Source organism: Micromonospora sp. NPDC005252, assembly GCF_042872475.1.
In the GTDB taxonomy this organism is placed as follows: Bacteria; Actinomycetota; Actinomycetes; order Mycobacteriales; family Micromonosporaceae; genus Micromonospora.
The window spans coordinates 444,716-459,718 of record NZ_JBIAKN010000005.1; the positions used below are offsets into that span (position 1 = coordinate 444,716).

The following is a 15,003-nucleotide window of genomic DNA, read 5'->3' on the forward strand; positions in this document are numbered from 1 at the left end:
AGGCATGGCGAAGCTGATCTACGTGAACAACGTATCGCTTGACGGCTACATCGAGGACGAAAGCGGCGCGTTCAACTGGTTGCCGATGGACGATGAGCTATTCGTGCTCTACACCGACCTCCTTCGGTCCGTCGGCACGTTCCTCTACGGCCGGCGCCTGTACGAATCGATGGCCCACTGGGAGACCAACCCGGCTCTGGCCGCGCAGTCTGACCTCACGGCCGACTTCGCGAGCGTCTGGAAGGCGGCGAACAAAGTCGTCTACTCGACGACCCTCGCCGCGGTGTCAACTGCCGACACCCGACTCGAACGCCGTTTCGACCCCGCCGCGGTACACGAACTGAAGGCGACGGCCAGCAGCGATCTCACCGTAGGAGGTGCCAACCTCGCGGCGCAGGCTTTCAAGGCCGGGCTGGTCGACGAGTGCCAGCTGTTCATCTGGCCCGTTGTCGTCGGCGGGGGCAAGCCAGGGCTGCCGACCGGCACACGCACCGACCTTGAGCTGATCGATCAGCGCCGATTCCGAAACGGCGTCGTACACCTCCGCTACCGCCCTCTCGGGCAGTGAACGACAGCCCTGCCCGATCGCCGGCGCTGGCATCACCGGCGGAGCGCTGACGACCGGTTCGGCGGAGGGTTTCCACAGGCCCTGACCTGTGGAAACCCGCTCGCGGTCGGAACGGCCGGCCTACCGCGGTACGGCACGGAACCACGCCTCCCGGTCGCCCGGGTCCGGTCCGCGCCGGGGCAAGGTCGGCGGGTCCTCGCCGGTGACCGGCGCGTAGTGGTCGAAGGTCGTGGTCAGGACAGCCTCCCCGCCGGTGAGGTCGGGAAGAGCGGCGACGACCTGCGGCACCCGGGAGGACGGCAGGGTGCCGCTCACCTCGAGGTAACCGCCGGCGACGGCGGTCTCGTGGACCACCCCTCCCCGCCTGACGAGCAGCGCCAGCACCGCCTCCACCGCGTGCTGGGGAAGGTTGACGTCGAACCGCTCGATCGGCTGGCACACCCGGGCACCGGCTTGGCGCAGCGCCGCGGCGACCACGACCGGGGCGAGGTTGCGGAAGTCCGCCGCCACGGTCGAGATGGACTTGTCGAACTTCTGATGCGGCCTGCTCTGTCGCGGGAGGTACCGGGAGGCCGTCATGGTTACCACACAGTCGGTGACCGGCCAGCCGTGCCGACCCTGCCGCAGCGCGGCCCGCACGCCCTCCTCCGTGGCGGCGACGAATGCCGGTGGCAGCCGGCCGGGTTCGACACCGGGACGAAAGTCGATGCCGTGCCCGACCGGGGCGGCCTCGATCCGTAGCCCGAGCCCGGCCAGGTACGGGTTGCCGCGCTCGTGCACCCGCTCCTCGAAGGCTCCGGTGCCGACGACCCGCTCGATGCAGGCCGTCAGCGTGCCGGAGAAGCGCACCCGGACGCCGTACCGGTCCTCCAGGAGGGCGGCCAGCACCTCCTTCTGGACCTCCCCGTGCAGACGGATCACCGCCTCCGCCTGCTGCTCGTCGAGCCGCAGGTCCACCAGCGGGTCCTCGTCGGCCAGCTCGGCCAGGCCGGCGAACATCGCCAGGCGCTGCTCCGGATTCACCGGCTCGACGACCGCCTGCCGGGTGGGCGGCGGAAACCGATAGCCGTGCCGCCGAGGCGGGTCCCCGATGTGCTGGCCGATCCGGGCCGAGACGCCACGCACCGCGGCAATCTGACCGGCGGACACCGAGGGGCGCACCAGCACGCCTTCGGGCTCGATGACGGCGATCTGGGTCACCGTCTGCGGGCGGGCCCCGGCCAGCTGCACCCGATCTCGCACCCGCAGACGGCCGGACCACAATCGCAGCCATGCCCGCCGGCCGTGGCCGTCCCGATCGACGGCGAAGACCGTGCCCGCCAGCGGCCCGTCCCGCTGCTCGCCACGCGGCAGCAGGTCGGCGAGGAGGTGGCACAGTTGCCGTACCCCTGCTCCGGTGATCGCCGAACCGCACGCCACCGGGGTGAGCTCGGCGCGGCGCACCGCGTTCCGGATCGCACGGCGGACGTCGCGGATGCGTACCGGCTCGTCTGTCAGCCACCGCGCCGCCACCGCGTCGTCGACCTCCGCCACCGCCTCCAGCACCGGTTCGGCGTCGAGGCCGACGGCCCGCACCCGGACGTCGCGCCCGCTCTGGCCGGTGACCGTGGTGAGCAGGACCGGACGCGCCCCGAGCCGCTGGCGTACCTGGGTCAGCACCCGGTCGACGTCGGCGCCGCGGCGGTCCACCTTGTTCAGGAAGAAGACCGTCGGTACGCCGATGCGGCGCAGCGCCCGCCAGATGGCGACGGTCTGCGGCTGGACCCCCTCGACGCTGGACACCACGAGCACGGCGGCGTCGAGCACTGCCAGCGACCGCTCGACCTCCGCGATGAAATCCGGATGGCCGGGGGTGTCCAGCAGGTTGATGCTCAGATCACCAATGGCGATCGACGTGACGGCCGCCCGAATGGTGATGCCGCGCCGGCGCTCCAGCTCCATCGAGTCGGTCCGTGTCGTGCCGGCGTCGACGCTGCCCAACTGGGACACGGCGCCTGCCTCGTAGAGCAGGCGCTCGGTCAGGCTGGTCTTTCCGGCGTCAACATGGGCGACGATTCCAAGGTTCAACAAGGCCAAAGCAGAACTCCACGGTAGGACGGTCAAGGGTCCGGAGCGTGGAAGCTGCTCGCATTGTCACTCCTCGTCATGGTCGTTGTGGCCGACGTGCTCCACCTGGGTGCAGCGGTGCGGCGTCTTGAGGTTCGCACGTCCGCTGCGACCGCCGCCACCGAATTCGATCGCGGCACCGCCACGGTCGGCCCCGCGCATCAGGCCGTGTCGACCCGCCACAACCCCTGGCGTCGCCGTGCCGCCGCCTGTGCGTCGGCACTCTGGTGGACCGCTACCCCGTACCATCGGGCATCAGGTAGAGCGGCTGTCGTGGCGTGGGCGGCGACAATCAGGGCAGGGCACGACGCCGTGCCGGCGACGCGAGCTTCCCGGCGTACCGACGTTTCGCAGCAACTCCAGAACCCGTTTGCTGGATCGGGTGTCCAGCGCGCCGGTCGGCTCGTCCGCTGCCCACCATGTCCGGACGGGTGATCAGCGCGCGGGCGACCGCGACTCGCTGCTGCTGGCCGCCGGAGAGTTCGCTGGGGCGCCGCCCGCCGTACTCGCTGATGCCGAGCGCGGTGAGCACCTGGCTCAGCCACGTCTTGTCGGTCTTCCCGTCCGCCAGCCGCAATGGCAGCGTGACGTTCTCCCTCCTCCACGGTCAGCGCGCCCAGCAGGTTGTACGCCTGGAAGACGAATCCAACCCGATCCCGCCGCAGCTCGGTCAACTCGGAGATGGTATGCAGACGTGGACGAGACGGGATGTGCGTCCCGGCCACTGCCGTTCTTCGACGCCCGGGCGACGGCACACCCGATCGCCTCCGTGCTCCAACCGCTACGGCTCGCCGGCGACCTGGCGCACATCCGCCGCCGGGACTACGTGTACGCCGCCGGGTGGGCCGACCAGTCGCCGTTCACCCCGACCTACCGCAGGCTGAGCGAGGACCCCCGCTGGACCACGCACGCGCTGGCCGGCGGCCACAACCTCATGCGCGACGCCCCGGACGAGCTGGCGAGGATCCTGAGCGACGTCGCCGCGTCCCGCTGATCGGCGCCTCCGCCGGCGCCGCCGGGAGACGCTCGCCGAGGCGTACCGCTGGAGTCCCCCAGAGCACCAGCGCGCCCAGGCCCGCACCCGATCCGCCGGCGCGGACCCGGCGACCTGCTGCGTCGACCGTACGGCAGAGCCCAGCTGCGGGCGACCTAAGGGGCCGGCTGCAGACCCGTGAACGGGAAGATCCACTCCGGGTGGGCTGCGGAGATCACCTGCACACAGGCATCCTCGATGATCGTCCTTACCGGATGATCATCGGGGTTACGGGGCGTTCGCTTGGCAGGATTCAGGATTGGGAGGCTACCTGGGGCAGGTGCCGGGCAAGTTCGGCGCGCAGGACGCCGGTCGCGGGCCTAAGCAAGCCGACGCTGACCGTGTAGACAGGCTGTCCCGCACGGAGCCGTGGACGAAGTGTCGTGGCAGACGGCACGACCGCTGCGGGGAGCAGAGTGACCTCAAGGACGGCGAACGGACCAGGACGGCGGACCATCGCCGACTGGATGGCCTGCCACGGGAGAGCGGCCATCCGCCCCCGCTCGGCGAGCCTCAACGCCGGACCGGTTACGTCGACCGATGACCAGTTCCTTCGGTGCAGGGCGAGCGAGAAAGCACTGAGGAGGACGGCGTAGAGGACGCCTGACGCGACGATGTTCGTCAGGTCGGCAGGCGGCCGCCCAGCAACGAGTGATAGAACGACTTGGACAAGAGCCCAGGCCAGCAAGCCGATCACCAGCCTGAACAGGAACATGAGGCGGGCGGACGTACGGAACATCGTCCCGTCGCTTGCGTCCATGAAGGGCCCTCCCGTCGACCGATGCAGCCGACTGTAGAGCAGCCGATCACCTCGGCTGCGGCGCAGGCGTCGGATGAGTACCTGCCGACGATCCGGCCCCACCAATCCGGCCTCGCCGGCACCAGTCCTTGACGACCGGCCATGCCCTCCACCCCGACCAGATGGTTCAGCGGTCACACTTCCGAGATGGAGGTCGGGTCACGAGACATCCCTTAGCGATCCCTGGGGCTGGACGATCTGAACGACGAATCGCCGGTGGCCACGACCGGCTCGCCGCACGGAAACGCCGTCGCCCAACCGGAGCTGGCGCGAAGCGCGGCCACCGCCGCCCGGGCTGCCTCCGGGCTGGGGGCAGCAAGGGCCGCCCCGGCGATCTGGCGGCACTCGTCCAGGGTGTGCGCGGCCAGGGACTCGTGCACCGCCGGAATGCTGCGGGGCGCCATGGACAGGCTGGTGATGCCCAGGCCTGCCAGCACCAGAGCGAAATTGGGATCCGCTGCGGACTCTCCACACACGCCAACTGGCTTGCCCGCCTCGACGCCGGCTGCCGCGCAGGAGGCGAGGAGCGCGATCAGCGCGGGCTGCCACGGGTCGAGCAGGTCAGCGAGGTCGCCGCACATGCGGTCAGCGGCGAACGTGTACTGGCTGAGGTCGTTGGTGCCGATGCTGAGGAAGTCCGCGTGGCGAAGCACCTGGCTGGCACGCAGGGCAGCGGCCGGCACCTCGATCATCACGCCGGCGGTTGGCAGGCCGTGCTCGCGGCAGGACTCGGTGAACGCGGCCGCCTCCGCCGCCGTGGCGACCATCGGCGCCATCACCCACACGTCGACGTCCGCCGCCGCAGCCGCCGTCGCGATCGCGGCCAGCTGCGTGGTGAGTACGGCGGGTGTCTGCCGCGCGACCCGCAGGCCGCGGATGCCCAGCGCAGGGTTGGGTTCATCGGCCAGACGCAGGAACGGCAGCGGCTTGTCAGCGCCGGCGTCGAGGGTGCGTACGACGATCTTGCGGCCGGGCAGCGCGGCGAAGACGTCGCGGTACGCGGCGACCTGCTCTTCGTGCGACGGCGGGTCGCTGCGGTCGAGGTAGAGCAGCTCGGTGCGGAACAGGCCGACGCCTTCCACCTCGCCGGTGAGGTCGCGGGCGGAGCCGATGTTGGCCAGTAGCGCGATGGGATGGCCGTCTGCGGTCCGCCCCGGGCCCTGGGAGCGGGCGCGGCGTTCGATCTCCGCGAGTCGGTCCGCGTTGACAGTGGTCACCGTGTCGGCGGAGACGCCGGCCACCACGACGCCGCTCGCCCCGTCGAGAGTGGCCAGCGTGCCGTCGGTCACGTCCAGGATGCCCGCGCAGCGGACCACGGCCGGGATACCGAGTGTCCGGGCCAGGATCGCGGTGTGGCTGGTCGGTCCGCCCTCGGCAGTGACCAGGCCCAGCACCAGGCCCGGTTCGAGGCCGGCGGTGTCCGCGGGTGCCAGGTCGCGGGCGATGAGCAGGTACGGATGGCCAGGGTCCGGCACGCCCGGCATCGGCTGCCCCAGGCACGCCGCAACGAGCCGGTCCCGCAGGTCGTCGAGGTCGCTGACCCGCTCGGCGAGGTACCCGCCCGCGGCTTCGAAGGCGGCCCGATGCACGGCGAGCACGTCGGTGATCGCGTGCGGCGCGTCCGCACCGCCGTCGATGGCGATGTCGGCCGCGTCGATGAGCGTCTCGTCCTGCGCCATCATCACCTGGGCGCGCAGGACCTCGGCGGCGGTCGCGTCCAGGGCGGTGTCGGCGCGACGGGTCAGGTCGGCGGCGACGGCGAGGACCGCTTCCCGCACGGCCGCCTTCTCGGCTGCGGGATCAACGGTCTCCGCCAACGGCGGCAGGGCCGGCGGCGGAGCCAGCCGGTAGACCGGCCCCGCCGCACCGCCAGGGCTGGCCCCGATTCCCCGAAGTTCACGCATCGACGGCATCCAGATCACGTTCGAGGAGGTCGGCCAGGGTGTCGACGGCGGCCTGCGCGCCGTCGCCGTCGGCCTCCAGGGTGACCTCGGTGCCCTTCCTGGCGCCGAGCGACAGCACGGCGAGCATGCTGCGGGCCGGCACGGGTTTTTTGTCGCCGGTGCGGATGGTGACCAGCACCGGCTGCTTCGCCGCTTCGGCGACGAACAGCGCCGCCGGGCGGGCGTGCAGCCCGCTGGCGGAGCCGACGAGGACTGTTCTGGTGGGCAACGGATCCTCCTACGGTTCGATCGTCACCTTGATCGCTTCGCCGCGCGCCACGATGCCGAAGGCGTCGAGGGCGCGGTCGAGCGGCAGGCAGTGGGTGATGAGATCGGCGACCGGCACGGAGCCGTTGGCGATGAGTCGCAGCGCCTCCTTGTTGTGTTCCGGGCTGGAGCCGTTGGCACCGACGATGGTCAGTTCGCGGTAGTGCACGAGGTTGGAGTCCAGGGAGATGACCGGCTTGTCCTTCGGCAGGCCGCCGAAGAAGCTGATCCGGCCCTGCCGCGCGGTCATCTGCACCGCCTGCTCCTGGGCGGCGCCAGCGGCCGTGGCGGTAATGACGACGTCGGCACCCCGGCCCTCGGTGAGCTTGAGCACCGCGTCGACGACGTCGGTCTCGGCGCCGCAGATCGCCGCGTCCGGCTGCACCAGGTTGGCGGCCAGGTCGAGGCGTTCGCGGTTGAGGTCGACGAGGAGCACCCGGGCCGCGCCGCGCGCCCGGGCCAGGCGGACATGCAGGCAGCCGATCGGCCCGGCGCCCACGACGACCACGTCGTCGCCCTCCCCCACACCGGCGAGGTTCTGGCCGTTGAGGACGCAGGCGAGGGGCTCGGCGACGGACGCCTCGGCGAAGCTGAGTCCCTCGGGGATCCGGTTGAGCCCGTCGACGGCGAGGACGTTGTGGGGCACGACCACGTATTCGGCGAACCCGCCGTCGAAGTGGTATCCCATCGACACCTGGTTGGGGCACACGGTCATCCGGCCGCGCTGGCACTCGGCGCACGTACCGCAGGGGATGGCGGCGATGACCTGGACCCGGTCCCCCGGCCGCCAGCCCGTGACGTCGTCACCGACTTCGGTGATCTCGCCGGCGATCTCGTGGCCCATGACGCGCGGCGGGGCGATGTGGTGGTGGCCGAAGCGGGAGATCTTCACGTCGGTGCCGCAGGTGGAGCATGCGCGGACGCGGATCTTCACGTCGGCGGGGCCCGGCGTGGGCTCGGGCGCGTCCTCGATGCGGACGTCACCGGGTGCGTGGAATCGGACAACCTTCACGAGGGGTTCCCTTCGAGGATAGCGATCACGTCATCGGCGCTCGTCGACTCTCGTAGCCGCTGCGCCTGCGCCGGGTCCATCAACACCGAGGCGAGTTGGGCCAGGATGTCCACGTGCCCGTCGCCGGCCGCGGCGATGGCGACACAGACCCGCACGTCGAAGCCGTCCCAGTCGACGCCGTCCGGGAAGCGCAGCACCGCGAGGGCGTCGCGCTGGACCGACTCCTTGCTGTTCAGCGTGCCGTGCGGGATGGCGACGCCCTCCCCGATGTACGTGGAGACGCTCCGCTCGCGGGCGAGCATCGCGTCCACGTACGCCGGGGCGACCGCGCCGACCTCGACGAGTACCGCGCCGCAGCGGCTGATCGCTTCGTCCCGCGATCGGGCCCGCTCGTCGAGCCGGATCGCGTCACGGGCCAGCAGTTCAGCCACTCAGCTCACCACCGCGCTGTACCGCGTTCACGACCCTGGTGACGGCCGGGTCGCCGATGAACACCTGGATCGGCACGATCACCTTGTCGGGTGCGCTGACCCGGGCCCGCGCGGCGAGCCCCTGGTGGCAGATGACCACGTCTGCGTCCGCCGGGATCGAGTTGACCGGGGTGTGCTCGACGGTCACCGCGTTCTTCGCCAGTTGCCGCCGAAGTTGGCTGGCCAGCATCACGCTGCTGCCCATGCCGGCGTCGCAGGCGACGACGACCTTCTTGATTTCGGTGCCGTTGATGGTGGGCATCTGTTCAGACCTCCTGCTTCGCCGGCTTGTCGAGGGTCTCGTCGGGGTCGACAGCCCTTTCCTGCTCTGGGCGGACAGCCACCTCTTCGTCCGGGCCGACAGCGTCCGCTGCGGGCTCGCCGCGCCCGAAGCCGAGCAGGGCCGAGGCGACCGCGAAGGTGACGGCGGCGGCGATCACGACGCCGAGAATGACCCCGAAGTGGCCGCCCTTGGGAGTGACCGCGAGGTAGGCGAAGATGCTGCCCGGCGAGGGGGTGGCGACCAGGCCCGCACCGGTGATCACGAAGGTGCCGACGCCGGCCGCACCCCCGGCGATCATGGCGAGGATCAGCTTCGGCTTCATCAGCACGTACGGGAAATAGATCTCGTGGATGCCGCCGAGGAACTGCACGATGATCGCGGCCGGAGCGCTGGGGCGCAGCGCGCGGGGGCCGAAGAGCATGAAGGCGAGCAGCAGACCGAGGCCGGGGCCGGGGTTCGACTCGATCATGAACAGGATCGACTTGCCCTTGTCGGCGGCCTCGGCGATGCCCAGCGGGCCGAATACGCCGTGGTTGATGGCGTTGTTGAGGAAGAGCACTTTGGCGGGTTCGACGAGCACCGAGGTCAGCGGCAGCAGGTCCTTGCCGACGAGCCAGTCGACGCCTGCGCCGGCCTGCTTGGTGAGCCATTCGACCACCGGGCCGATGCCGTAGACGCCGCCGATGGCCATCGCGGCGCCGATGATGCCGGCGCTGAAGTTGTCGACAAGCATCTCGAAGCCGGGGCGGATCCTGTTCTCGACCAGGCTGTCGAACAGCTTGAGGAGATAGGCCGTGAGCGGCCCAATGATCATCGCGCCGAGGATCATCGGCACGTCCGCGCCGACGACGAGGCCCATGGTCGCCACCGCGCCCACGACGGCACCGCGCTGGCCGTGGACCAGCCGGCCGCCGGTGTAGCCGATGAGCACCGGTAGCAGGATGCTGATGATCGGGCCGACCAGTTCCGCCAGGGTCTTGTTGGGCAGCCAGCCGGTTGGAATGAACAGTGCGGTGATCAGGCCCCAGGCGATGAACGCGCCGATGTTGGGCATGACCATCGCGGCCAGGTAGCCGCCGAGGCGTTGCACGGTGGCTTTGGGGCCCTGGCCCTTTACTTCTGGTGTGTAGGAAGAGGAGGTCACGGGGGTATCTCCTTCATGAGGGGCGGTCCAGACAGCCGCAGGGGGAAGAAGGTCGTCCGGCTAGGTGTGGATGGTGACGTCGTGGCGGAACAGATCCGCCGGCCCGGGCATCCGGCTGCCGGGCAGGCTCACCGCGGCGGCGCCCCAGGCCAGGCCCTCAGCGAGGGCGGCGGCACCCTGCGCCCCCGCAGCGAGGAACCCGGCGAGCAGCGCATCGCCGGCACCGACGGTGCTACGGGGCCGGGCGACCGGACAGGTGCCGGTGCGGACCCCTTCGGCGTTGACCAGGACAGCGCCGTCAGCGCCGAGGCTGGCCACGACGGTGCCGGCTCCCCATGCCCGCAGGCACTGAGCGGCATCGACCACATCGCCGAGGTCCTTCAGCGGGGTGCCGACCACTTCGGCCAGTTCGTCGCGGTTGGGCTTGAGCAGGGTCGCCCCAGCCAGAGCGGCCTCGCGCAGGGCAGGACCGCTGGTATCGACGGCGACCCTGACGCCGGCAGCGCGCAGCTTCCGGCACAACTGAGCGTAAGCGTCGGCGGGCAGGCCGGGCGGGACGCTGCCGCACAGCACGGCCCAGTCGGCACCGCTGGCGCGGGCGAGCACACGGTCGATCACCTCGTCGAACTCGGCGCGGCACATGGCCGGGCCAGGCTCGTTGATTTTGGTGACCGTGCCGTCGGGCTCGGCCAGGGTGATGTTGGAACGGGTCCGTCCGGAGATCGACACGGCGAGGACCTCCACACCCTCCGCCTGGAGTAGGCGGATGAGCTGATTGCCCTCGTCACCGCCGGACGGCAACACCGCTACCGACGGCACCCCGTTGGCCAGCAGTGCACGGGATACGTTGACGCCCTTGCCGCCGGGGTCAAGGTGAGCTGTGGCAGCCCGGATGACCTCGCCCCGGGTGAGTGAGTCGACCTCCACGGCCCGGTCGAGGCTGGGGTTGAGGGTGACGGTGACGATCATGCGCGTACCACCCGGACATTCGCGGACTCCAGGTCACCGACCAGGTCGACGTCGGCACGGCTGTCGGTGATGAGCAGGTCGACGTCGGCCAGCTCAGCGAACCGGGCGAAGTAATCGTTGCCGAGCTTGGTGTGATCGGCGACCACCACCGTGCGGCGGGCCGCACGAACCATCGCCCGCTTCACCGCAGCCTCGGACGGGTCCGGGGTGGTCAGCCCGCGCTCGACCGAGATGCCGTTGGTCCCGACGAACGCGACGTCGACGTAGAGGTCCGCCAACGGCGACAGCGCCCAGTCGTCGACGGTCGCCAGGGTCTTCCCGCGGACCCGTCCACCCAGCAGCAGGACGTTGAGGTTGGCATAGGTACCGAGGGTCGTGGCGATGACCGGCGAGTTGACCACGACGGTCAGCTCTCGGTCCACCGGCAGCAGCTGGGCCAGCCGGGCGGTCGTGGTGCCGGCGTCGAGGATGATCGCGCCCTCCTCCGGCACCTCGCTCAAGGCGAGCTTGGCGATGCGCTCCTTCTCCTCGATGAGCACCGCGTCACGCGCCGCCAGCGCGGGCTCGAACCCGAGCCGTTCGACCGGAATAGCTCCACCGTGGACTCGACGCAGCACCCCGGCCCGCTCCAGGATGGTGAGATCGCGGCGGATGGTCTCCGACGTCACGTTGAGCCCGTCGGCCAAGCCCGCCACCTCGACCCGGCCCATCTCTCGGGCGATGCGGAGGATCTCCTGCTGTCGTTCTTCGGCGTACATGTTGTTGTTTCACCGCCGTTTCGTTTTGCTTGTGCTTTGTTTACGCCCGACTTTAGGGGAAGTCAAGAGACGGACCACAGAAAGCCACACCGGTCGGCACCTGGCAGGACGAGCGGGACCTAGCCTGATCTTTAACCGTGCTCACGCGGCGTCGACCCTCGGCTGCGTGGCAGGCGCTGCCGCCTGCGAGCGCGCCCGTAGCTCCAACCCGATCCGCACCGATACGCCAGTAGGGTCATCGGGGCGGCTGCGGCCGCCCCAGCCCACGAGCAACTCAAGCCTCTCCGCGGGGCTCCGCATATGTGGACGTCGCCGTGCGCGTTGTCAGCCGTGCGCGTTGTCAGCAGCAAAGCCGCGCATTCCGGCCCTGCCAAAGCGGTGGAGCGTGAAGCGCGATTAGGGTCTGCGGATGCGGGATGACATCGTTCTGCGGCTGGACCGCGCAACCGCCGAAGATCTGTACGTCACGCTGCACGAGGCCGGAGAGCACATTGCGGCTGGCGCAGCCATCACTCCGCCCACCGCCGAGGAGACCGAGCGGCTGGGCACCCTCCTGCGGGACCTGGGCCACGCACTTGGCCGTCGCTGTTCTCCATACTGCGAGCACCTCTAGTTGGTGGAGAGTCGCCCGTATTCAGCCAACATCACACCCACGGCCACCTGGCTCGAGGTCGCGGTCTGGGTGGCGTACGCGGCCGGTGTGCTGTTCCTGTAACTCCGCCCGGCCCGGCCGCGGACGGCTATGGAGCCACCGGCCGACGAAGCATCCCGCCGGCAACCAGTTCCAGAGTGAGCCCGACGACGATCGCCTCCGCCGCCAGCAACGCGATCAGCACCAGCAGCTGAGTGGCGCCGGCCTGCACGGCGGAGCCACCGCCGAGCAGCACTCCGACGAAAGCACCGGGCAGCGTGACCAGACCCACGGTCCGGGTCTGGTCCAGGGCCTGACCGGCGACAGGCCGGCACACCTCGAGCGCGGCCTCGCGAGGCAGGAAGCCGAGCGCCAACGCCGCCTCGTACTCGCCCTTCCGATCCCGTAACTCATTGGAGTCCGACGGCCAGACAGCGACGTCGCGGTCATCGCGCCGCCGATCAGGATGCCGGCGATCGGCAGGACCGCCACCTCGGTCAGCGGCATCGTTCCGGCCCCGACGATCAGCGCGCCGACCGGCAGCGCCCCGGCCGTGATCGGGATGATCGCGAGCCACCCGAGCCGGAACGTGCTCACCCTGCGGGCCGCGGTGACGCCGGCGACCAGCAGCTTCACCGCGACGAACCCGGCAGTGGCCCACCAGGAACGCAGCACGGCGGCGATCAGCAACGAGACGACCACCAGCTGCAGGATCGCCCGGAGCGACGCCGTCACGCCCCCACGGCTTTCCCCGAGCCGGGCGACCAGCGCCACCAGCACGACGGGCCAGCGTGGGTCCGGCGGAGATCGTTCCCTGATTCACCAGAGCACCCACGCATTGAGAGAAGAGGCGGGCTCTACGTTCTGGTGCGCTTGCCTGTTCGTGGCCGCGAACGCGAGCCCGAACCGCGCGGCGGCCACCACTTCGAGGACCGCCACACCGCCGATGATTGCCCCAGCGACGATGTCCCTCGGGTAGTGCACGCCGACCCAGATCCGGGCGAAACCGATCGCCAGCGCCGCGACGGCCAGCACGACACCCCAGCGGCGGCCCAGGAACGCGTACACGCCGAACGCCAGCGTAAACGCCGCCGTTGCGTGATCGCTGGGCAGCGAGACACCGGGGTCGTGCGCGATGAGCTGGTGCACCTGATGGCTCTGGAACGGCCGCCCCTGGGCGCTGATGTGTGAGAGCACGACGGCGAACCCGAACGCCAGAACGAGCGCGGCGCCGAGCTGGACCACCGGGCGGATCCGACGGTCGAGCAGGGCCCGGCCCCCGAGCACGGCGGCGACCGCGAGACCCGGATAGATCAACCAGGTCGCGGCGAACTCCATCACGTCGTCTACGCTGTCGGCCCGACCCGCGGCGCCGTTGATCAGTTCGACGAGCTGATAGTTCACGCTGGCCAATCTCCCTGGGTGGCGCATTTAAGAGGTGCTGAAAGCCGTGGGCCGGCCCATCCCAGCGGGGGCACTGAGATGGGCCGGCGGCCTGGGTCGGCGTGGAGTCACACGCCGTCGAATTGGTTCAGGGTGGTGGTGAGGGCCCGCAGGTTGGCGGAGCAGTCGGCTGGGCTCGGCTGTCCGGCTCGCAGCGAGGTCAGGACGGCATCGATTTCGCTGTCGAGCCTGTGCCAACTCGCCGGATCGCGGGGTTTGAGGCCGGCCTCGGCGTCGTCCCAGCGCACCTCCAGGTCCTTGGCGCGGGTCCGGCCACCCGCGAGGTCGTTACGGGCAACCATGGCCTGCATGTCGCCGGCGATCCTGGCGAAGCCGGTCAGGTCTCCCAGGCGGGTAGTGGGGTGCACCGGCTGGGCCGCAGCCTGCGTCGCCCCGTCGGGCTGAGCGACGGTGACGGTCTGCGCGTCCGTGCTGCCTGCCCCCGGGCGGAGGGCGCTGAGGCCGAAGCCGGCGATGACGACAGCCGCGACACCGGCGGCCGCCCAGGCGTAGTCCGGGCGGCGTCCGCCGAGCGGACCGTCACCCTTGGCCGCCACCCCGTGCCGATTGGCCAGCACCTGCTCCCGGCCAACCAGCACCAGGATGACCGCGAAGAACAGCAGGCTGGTCGCGCTGGCGCCCAGGTCGAGGCCACCGAAGTCCTTGGACTGGGTCAGCAGGTCGCCCAGGGACGCGCCGAGCGGGCGGGTGAGGACGTACGCGATCCAGAACGTCAGCACGGTGGAAGCGCCGGCGCGGTTGCCGATCCAGGTGAGCAGGATGAGGCCGCCGAAGATCAGTGTGCCGTTGCGGAAGCCCAGGCTGAGCGCCTCGGTGGCCAGGTCGCCGGCCGCGGTGCCGAGTGCGAACGTGGTGAGGATCGCGGCCCAGTAGAAGCCCTCGCGCCGCGGTGTGTCGATCGAGGTGATCGCCAGAGTGCGCTCCTGGCGATACCAGATCATGAAGACCACGGCCAGGATGACCGAGAAGACCGCGGTGCTGACGTACAGGCTGACGCCGAGGGTGTCGGTGAAGAAGTCGGTGATCTGGGTGCCGACGATGCTGACGAGCACCACGCACAGCCAGTAGATCCACGGGGTGTACTTGCGCGTTCGGAACTGCACGGTGAGCGCGGCGGCGAGCACGGCGATCATCACCGCGGTGGTGACGAGCGGGCCGAGCCCCACGTTGACGGAGAGGTAGTCGGCGAACGTCTCCCCGATCGTGGTCGACAGGACTTTGATGACCCAGAACGTGGCGGTGATCGCCGGCACCTTGGTCAGCCAGCCCCGCGAACGCGTTGCCAGGTACTCCATGAAAACTCCAGTCGACGCTCGGACGACCGCGGTCGGCGGCCGGTGACGTCGACCAAGGTGCGGCATGCGGCCTGAAAACTTGCTGAGGACCACGACGGGCGGATATCCGGGGGAAAGGCTAATTTTCGGGGTGAGCAGGTTGCTGGTGGTGGAGGACGACACCGGACCATGCCCTGGGCGTTTCCGATCGACCGTCGGCCGTTCATTCTGATCACGGACCTCATGGGCCTCGCGAGGAGAGCCCGGGAGCGAGCGGTGTAC

15 protein-coding genes and 3 pseudogenes are annotated in these 15,003 nt (G+C 70.3%); 3 read left to right on the forward strand and 15 right to left on the reverse strand.

Annotated elements, in window-relative coordinates; translation table 11 throughout:
* Nucleotides 1–4 precede the first annotated feature (4 nt).
* The gene (locus ACFYPH_RS18140) at nt 5–568 is read left to right on the forward strand and encodes a dihydrofolate reductase family protein (RefSeq protein WP_354855652.1); all 564 of its coding nucleotides are present in this window, start codon (nt 5–7) and stop codon (nt 566–568) included.
* Between the two features lie 120 nt (nt 569–688).
* Here the strand turns inward: ACFYPH_RS18140 and ACFYPH_RS18145 are convergent, their stop codons facing one another.
* The gene (locus tag ACFYPH_RS18145; protein WP_354855653.1) at nt 689–2,638 is read right to left on the reverse strand and encodes a translation factor GTPase family protein; all 1,950 of its coding nucleotides are present in this window, start codon (nt 2,636–2,638) and stop codon (nt 689–691) included.
* A gap of 378 nt (nt 2,639–3,016) precedes the next feature.
* Nucleotides 3,017–3,351 (reverse strand): annotated as a pseudogene (locus ACFYPH_RS18150) (ABC transporter ATP-binding protein); the annotation flags it as partial.
* 17 nt (nt 3,352–3,368) lie between these two features.
* Here ACFYPH_RS18150 and ACFYPH_RS18155 point away from each other — a divergent pair.
* Nucleotides 3,369–3,668: a hypothetical protein gene (locus ACFYPH_RS18155; RefSeq protein ID WP_387183050.1), complete on the forward strand. Its 300-nt coding sequence runs from the start codon at nt 3,369–3,371 to the stop codon at nt 3,666–3,668.
* Nucleotides 3,669–3,960: 292 nt separating this feature from the next.
* On the opposite strand, the gene ACFYPH_RS18160 is transcribed toward ACFYPH_RS18155, so the two are convergent.
* The 9 genes and pseudogenes from ACFYPH_RS18160 to ACFYPH_RS18200 all read right to left on the reverse strand — a co-directional run bounded on the left by ACFYPH_RS18160 (nt 3,961) and on the right by ACFYPH_RS18200 (nt 11,352).
* Nucleotides 3,961–4,467: a hypothetical protein gene (locus tag ACFYPH_RS18160; protein WP_387183053.1), complete on the reverse strand. Its 507-nt coding sequence runs from the start codon at nt 4,465–4,467 to the stop codon at nt 3,961–3,963.
* Nucleotides 4,468–4,790: 323 nt separating this feature from the next.
* Nucleotides 4,791–6,410: pseudogene (gene ptsP, locus ACFYPH_RS18165) on the reverse strand (phosphoenolpyruvate--protein phosphotransferase); the annotation flags it as partial.
* A complete protein-coding gene (locus tag ACFYPH_RS18170) occupies nt 6,403–6,678 on the reverse strand; it encodes an HPr family phosphocarrier protein (RefSeq protein WP_354855655.1) in 276 nt (91 codons plus the stop codon). The gene ACFYPH_RS18170 and the pseudogene ptsP, both read right to left, overlap by 8 nt.
* Before the next feature lie 9 nt (nt 6,679–6,687).
* Nucleotides 6,688–7,728 carry a zinc-dependent dehydrogenase gene (locus ACFYPH_RS18175; RefSeq protein WP_355065913.1) on the reverse strand — a complete coding sequence of 347 codons (1,041 nt, stop codon included), beginning with the start codon at nt 7,726–7,728 and terminating at the stop codon, nt 6,688–6,690.
* Nucleotides 7,725–8,159, reverse strand: a complete 435-nt coding sequence (locus ACFYPH_RS18180) for a PTS sugar transporter subunit IIA (RefSeq protein ID WP_355065911.1) — start codon at nt 8,157–8,159, stop codon at nt 7,725–7,727. The genes ACFYPH_RS18175 and ACFYPH_RS18180 overlap by 4 nt, the downstream gene beginning before the upstream one ends.
* Nucleotides 8,152–8,460 (reverse strand): PTS lactose transporter subunit IIB, encoded by a 309-nt coding sequence (locus ACFYPH_RS18185; RefSeq protein WP_354855658.1) that lies wholly within the window; start codon nt 8,458–8,460, stop codon nt 8,152–8,154. Before ACFYPH_RS18185 ends, ACFYPH_RS18180 begins: the two co-directional genes overlap by 8 nt.
* Before the next feature lie 4 nt (nt 8,461–8,464).
* Complete coding sequence (locus ACFYPH_RS18190; RefSeq protein WP_354855659.1) at nt 8,465–9,625, reverse strand: PTS mannitol transporter subunit IICB; 1,161 nt, start codon at nt 9,623–9,625, stop codon at nt 8,465–8,467.
* 60 nt (nt 9,626–9,685) lie between these two features.
* On the reverse strand, nt 9,686–10,594 hold the full coding sequence (gene pfkB, locus ACFYPH_RS18195) for a 1-phosphofructokinase (protein ID WP_355065909.1): 909 nt from the start codon (nt 10,592–10,594) through the stop codon (nt 9,686–9,688).
* Entirely contained in the window at nt 10,591–11,352 is a 762-nt protein-coding gene (locus ACFYPH_RS18200) for a DeoR/GlpR family DNA-binding transcription regulator (protein ID WP_354855661.1), read from the reverse strand. Before ACFYPH_RS18200 ends, pfkB begins: the two co-directional genes overlap by 4 nt.
* Nucleotides 11,353–11,761: 409 nt before the next feature.
* Between ACFYPH_RS18200 and ACFYPH_RS18205 the strand changes: the two genes are divergently transcribed.
* Nucleotides 11,762–11,965 carry a hypothetical protein gene (locus ACFYPH_RS18205; RefSeq protein ID WP_355136548.1) on the forward strand — a complete coding sequence of 68 codons (204 nt, stop codon included), beginning with the start codon at nt 11,762–11,764 and terminating at the stop codon, nt 11,963–11,965.
* A 127-nt stretch (nt 11,966–12,092) separates the two neighbouring features.
* Here the strand turns inward: ACFYPH_RS18205 and ACFYPH_RS18210 are convergent, their stop codons facing one another.
* From ACFYPH_RS18210 to ACFYPH_RS18225, 4 genes and pseudogenes are all read right to left on the reverse strand, one after another.
* Nucleotides 12,093–12,359, reverse strand: a complete 267-nt coding sequence (locus tag ACFYPH_RS18210; RefSeq protein WP_355065907.1) for an ABC transporter permease — start codon at nt 12,357–12,359, stop codon at nt 12,093–12,095.
* 101 nt (nt 12,360–12,460) lie between these two features.
* A pseudogene (locus ACFYPH_RS18215) lies at nt 12,461–12,763 on the reverse strand (ABC transporter permease); the annotation flags it as partial.
* A 39-nt stretch (nt 12,764–12,802) separates the two neighbouring features.
* On the reverse strand, nt 12,803–13,387 hold the full coding sequence (locus ACFYPH_RS18220; RefSeq protein WP_387183060.1) for a phosphatase PAP2 family protein: 585 nt from the start codon (nt 13,385–13,387) through the stop codon (nt 12,803–12,805).
* A gap of 107 nt (nt 13,388–13,494) precedes the next feature.
* Nucleotides 13,495–14,742, reverse strand: a complete 1,248-nt coding sequence (locus ACFYPH_RS18225) for a hypothetical protein (protein ID WP_363935869.1) — start codon at nt 14,740–14,742, stop codon at nt 13,495–13,497.
* Between the last annotated feature and the right edge of the window lie 261 nt (nt 14,743–15,003).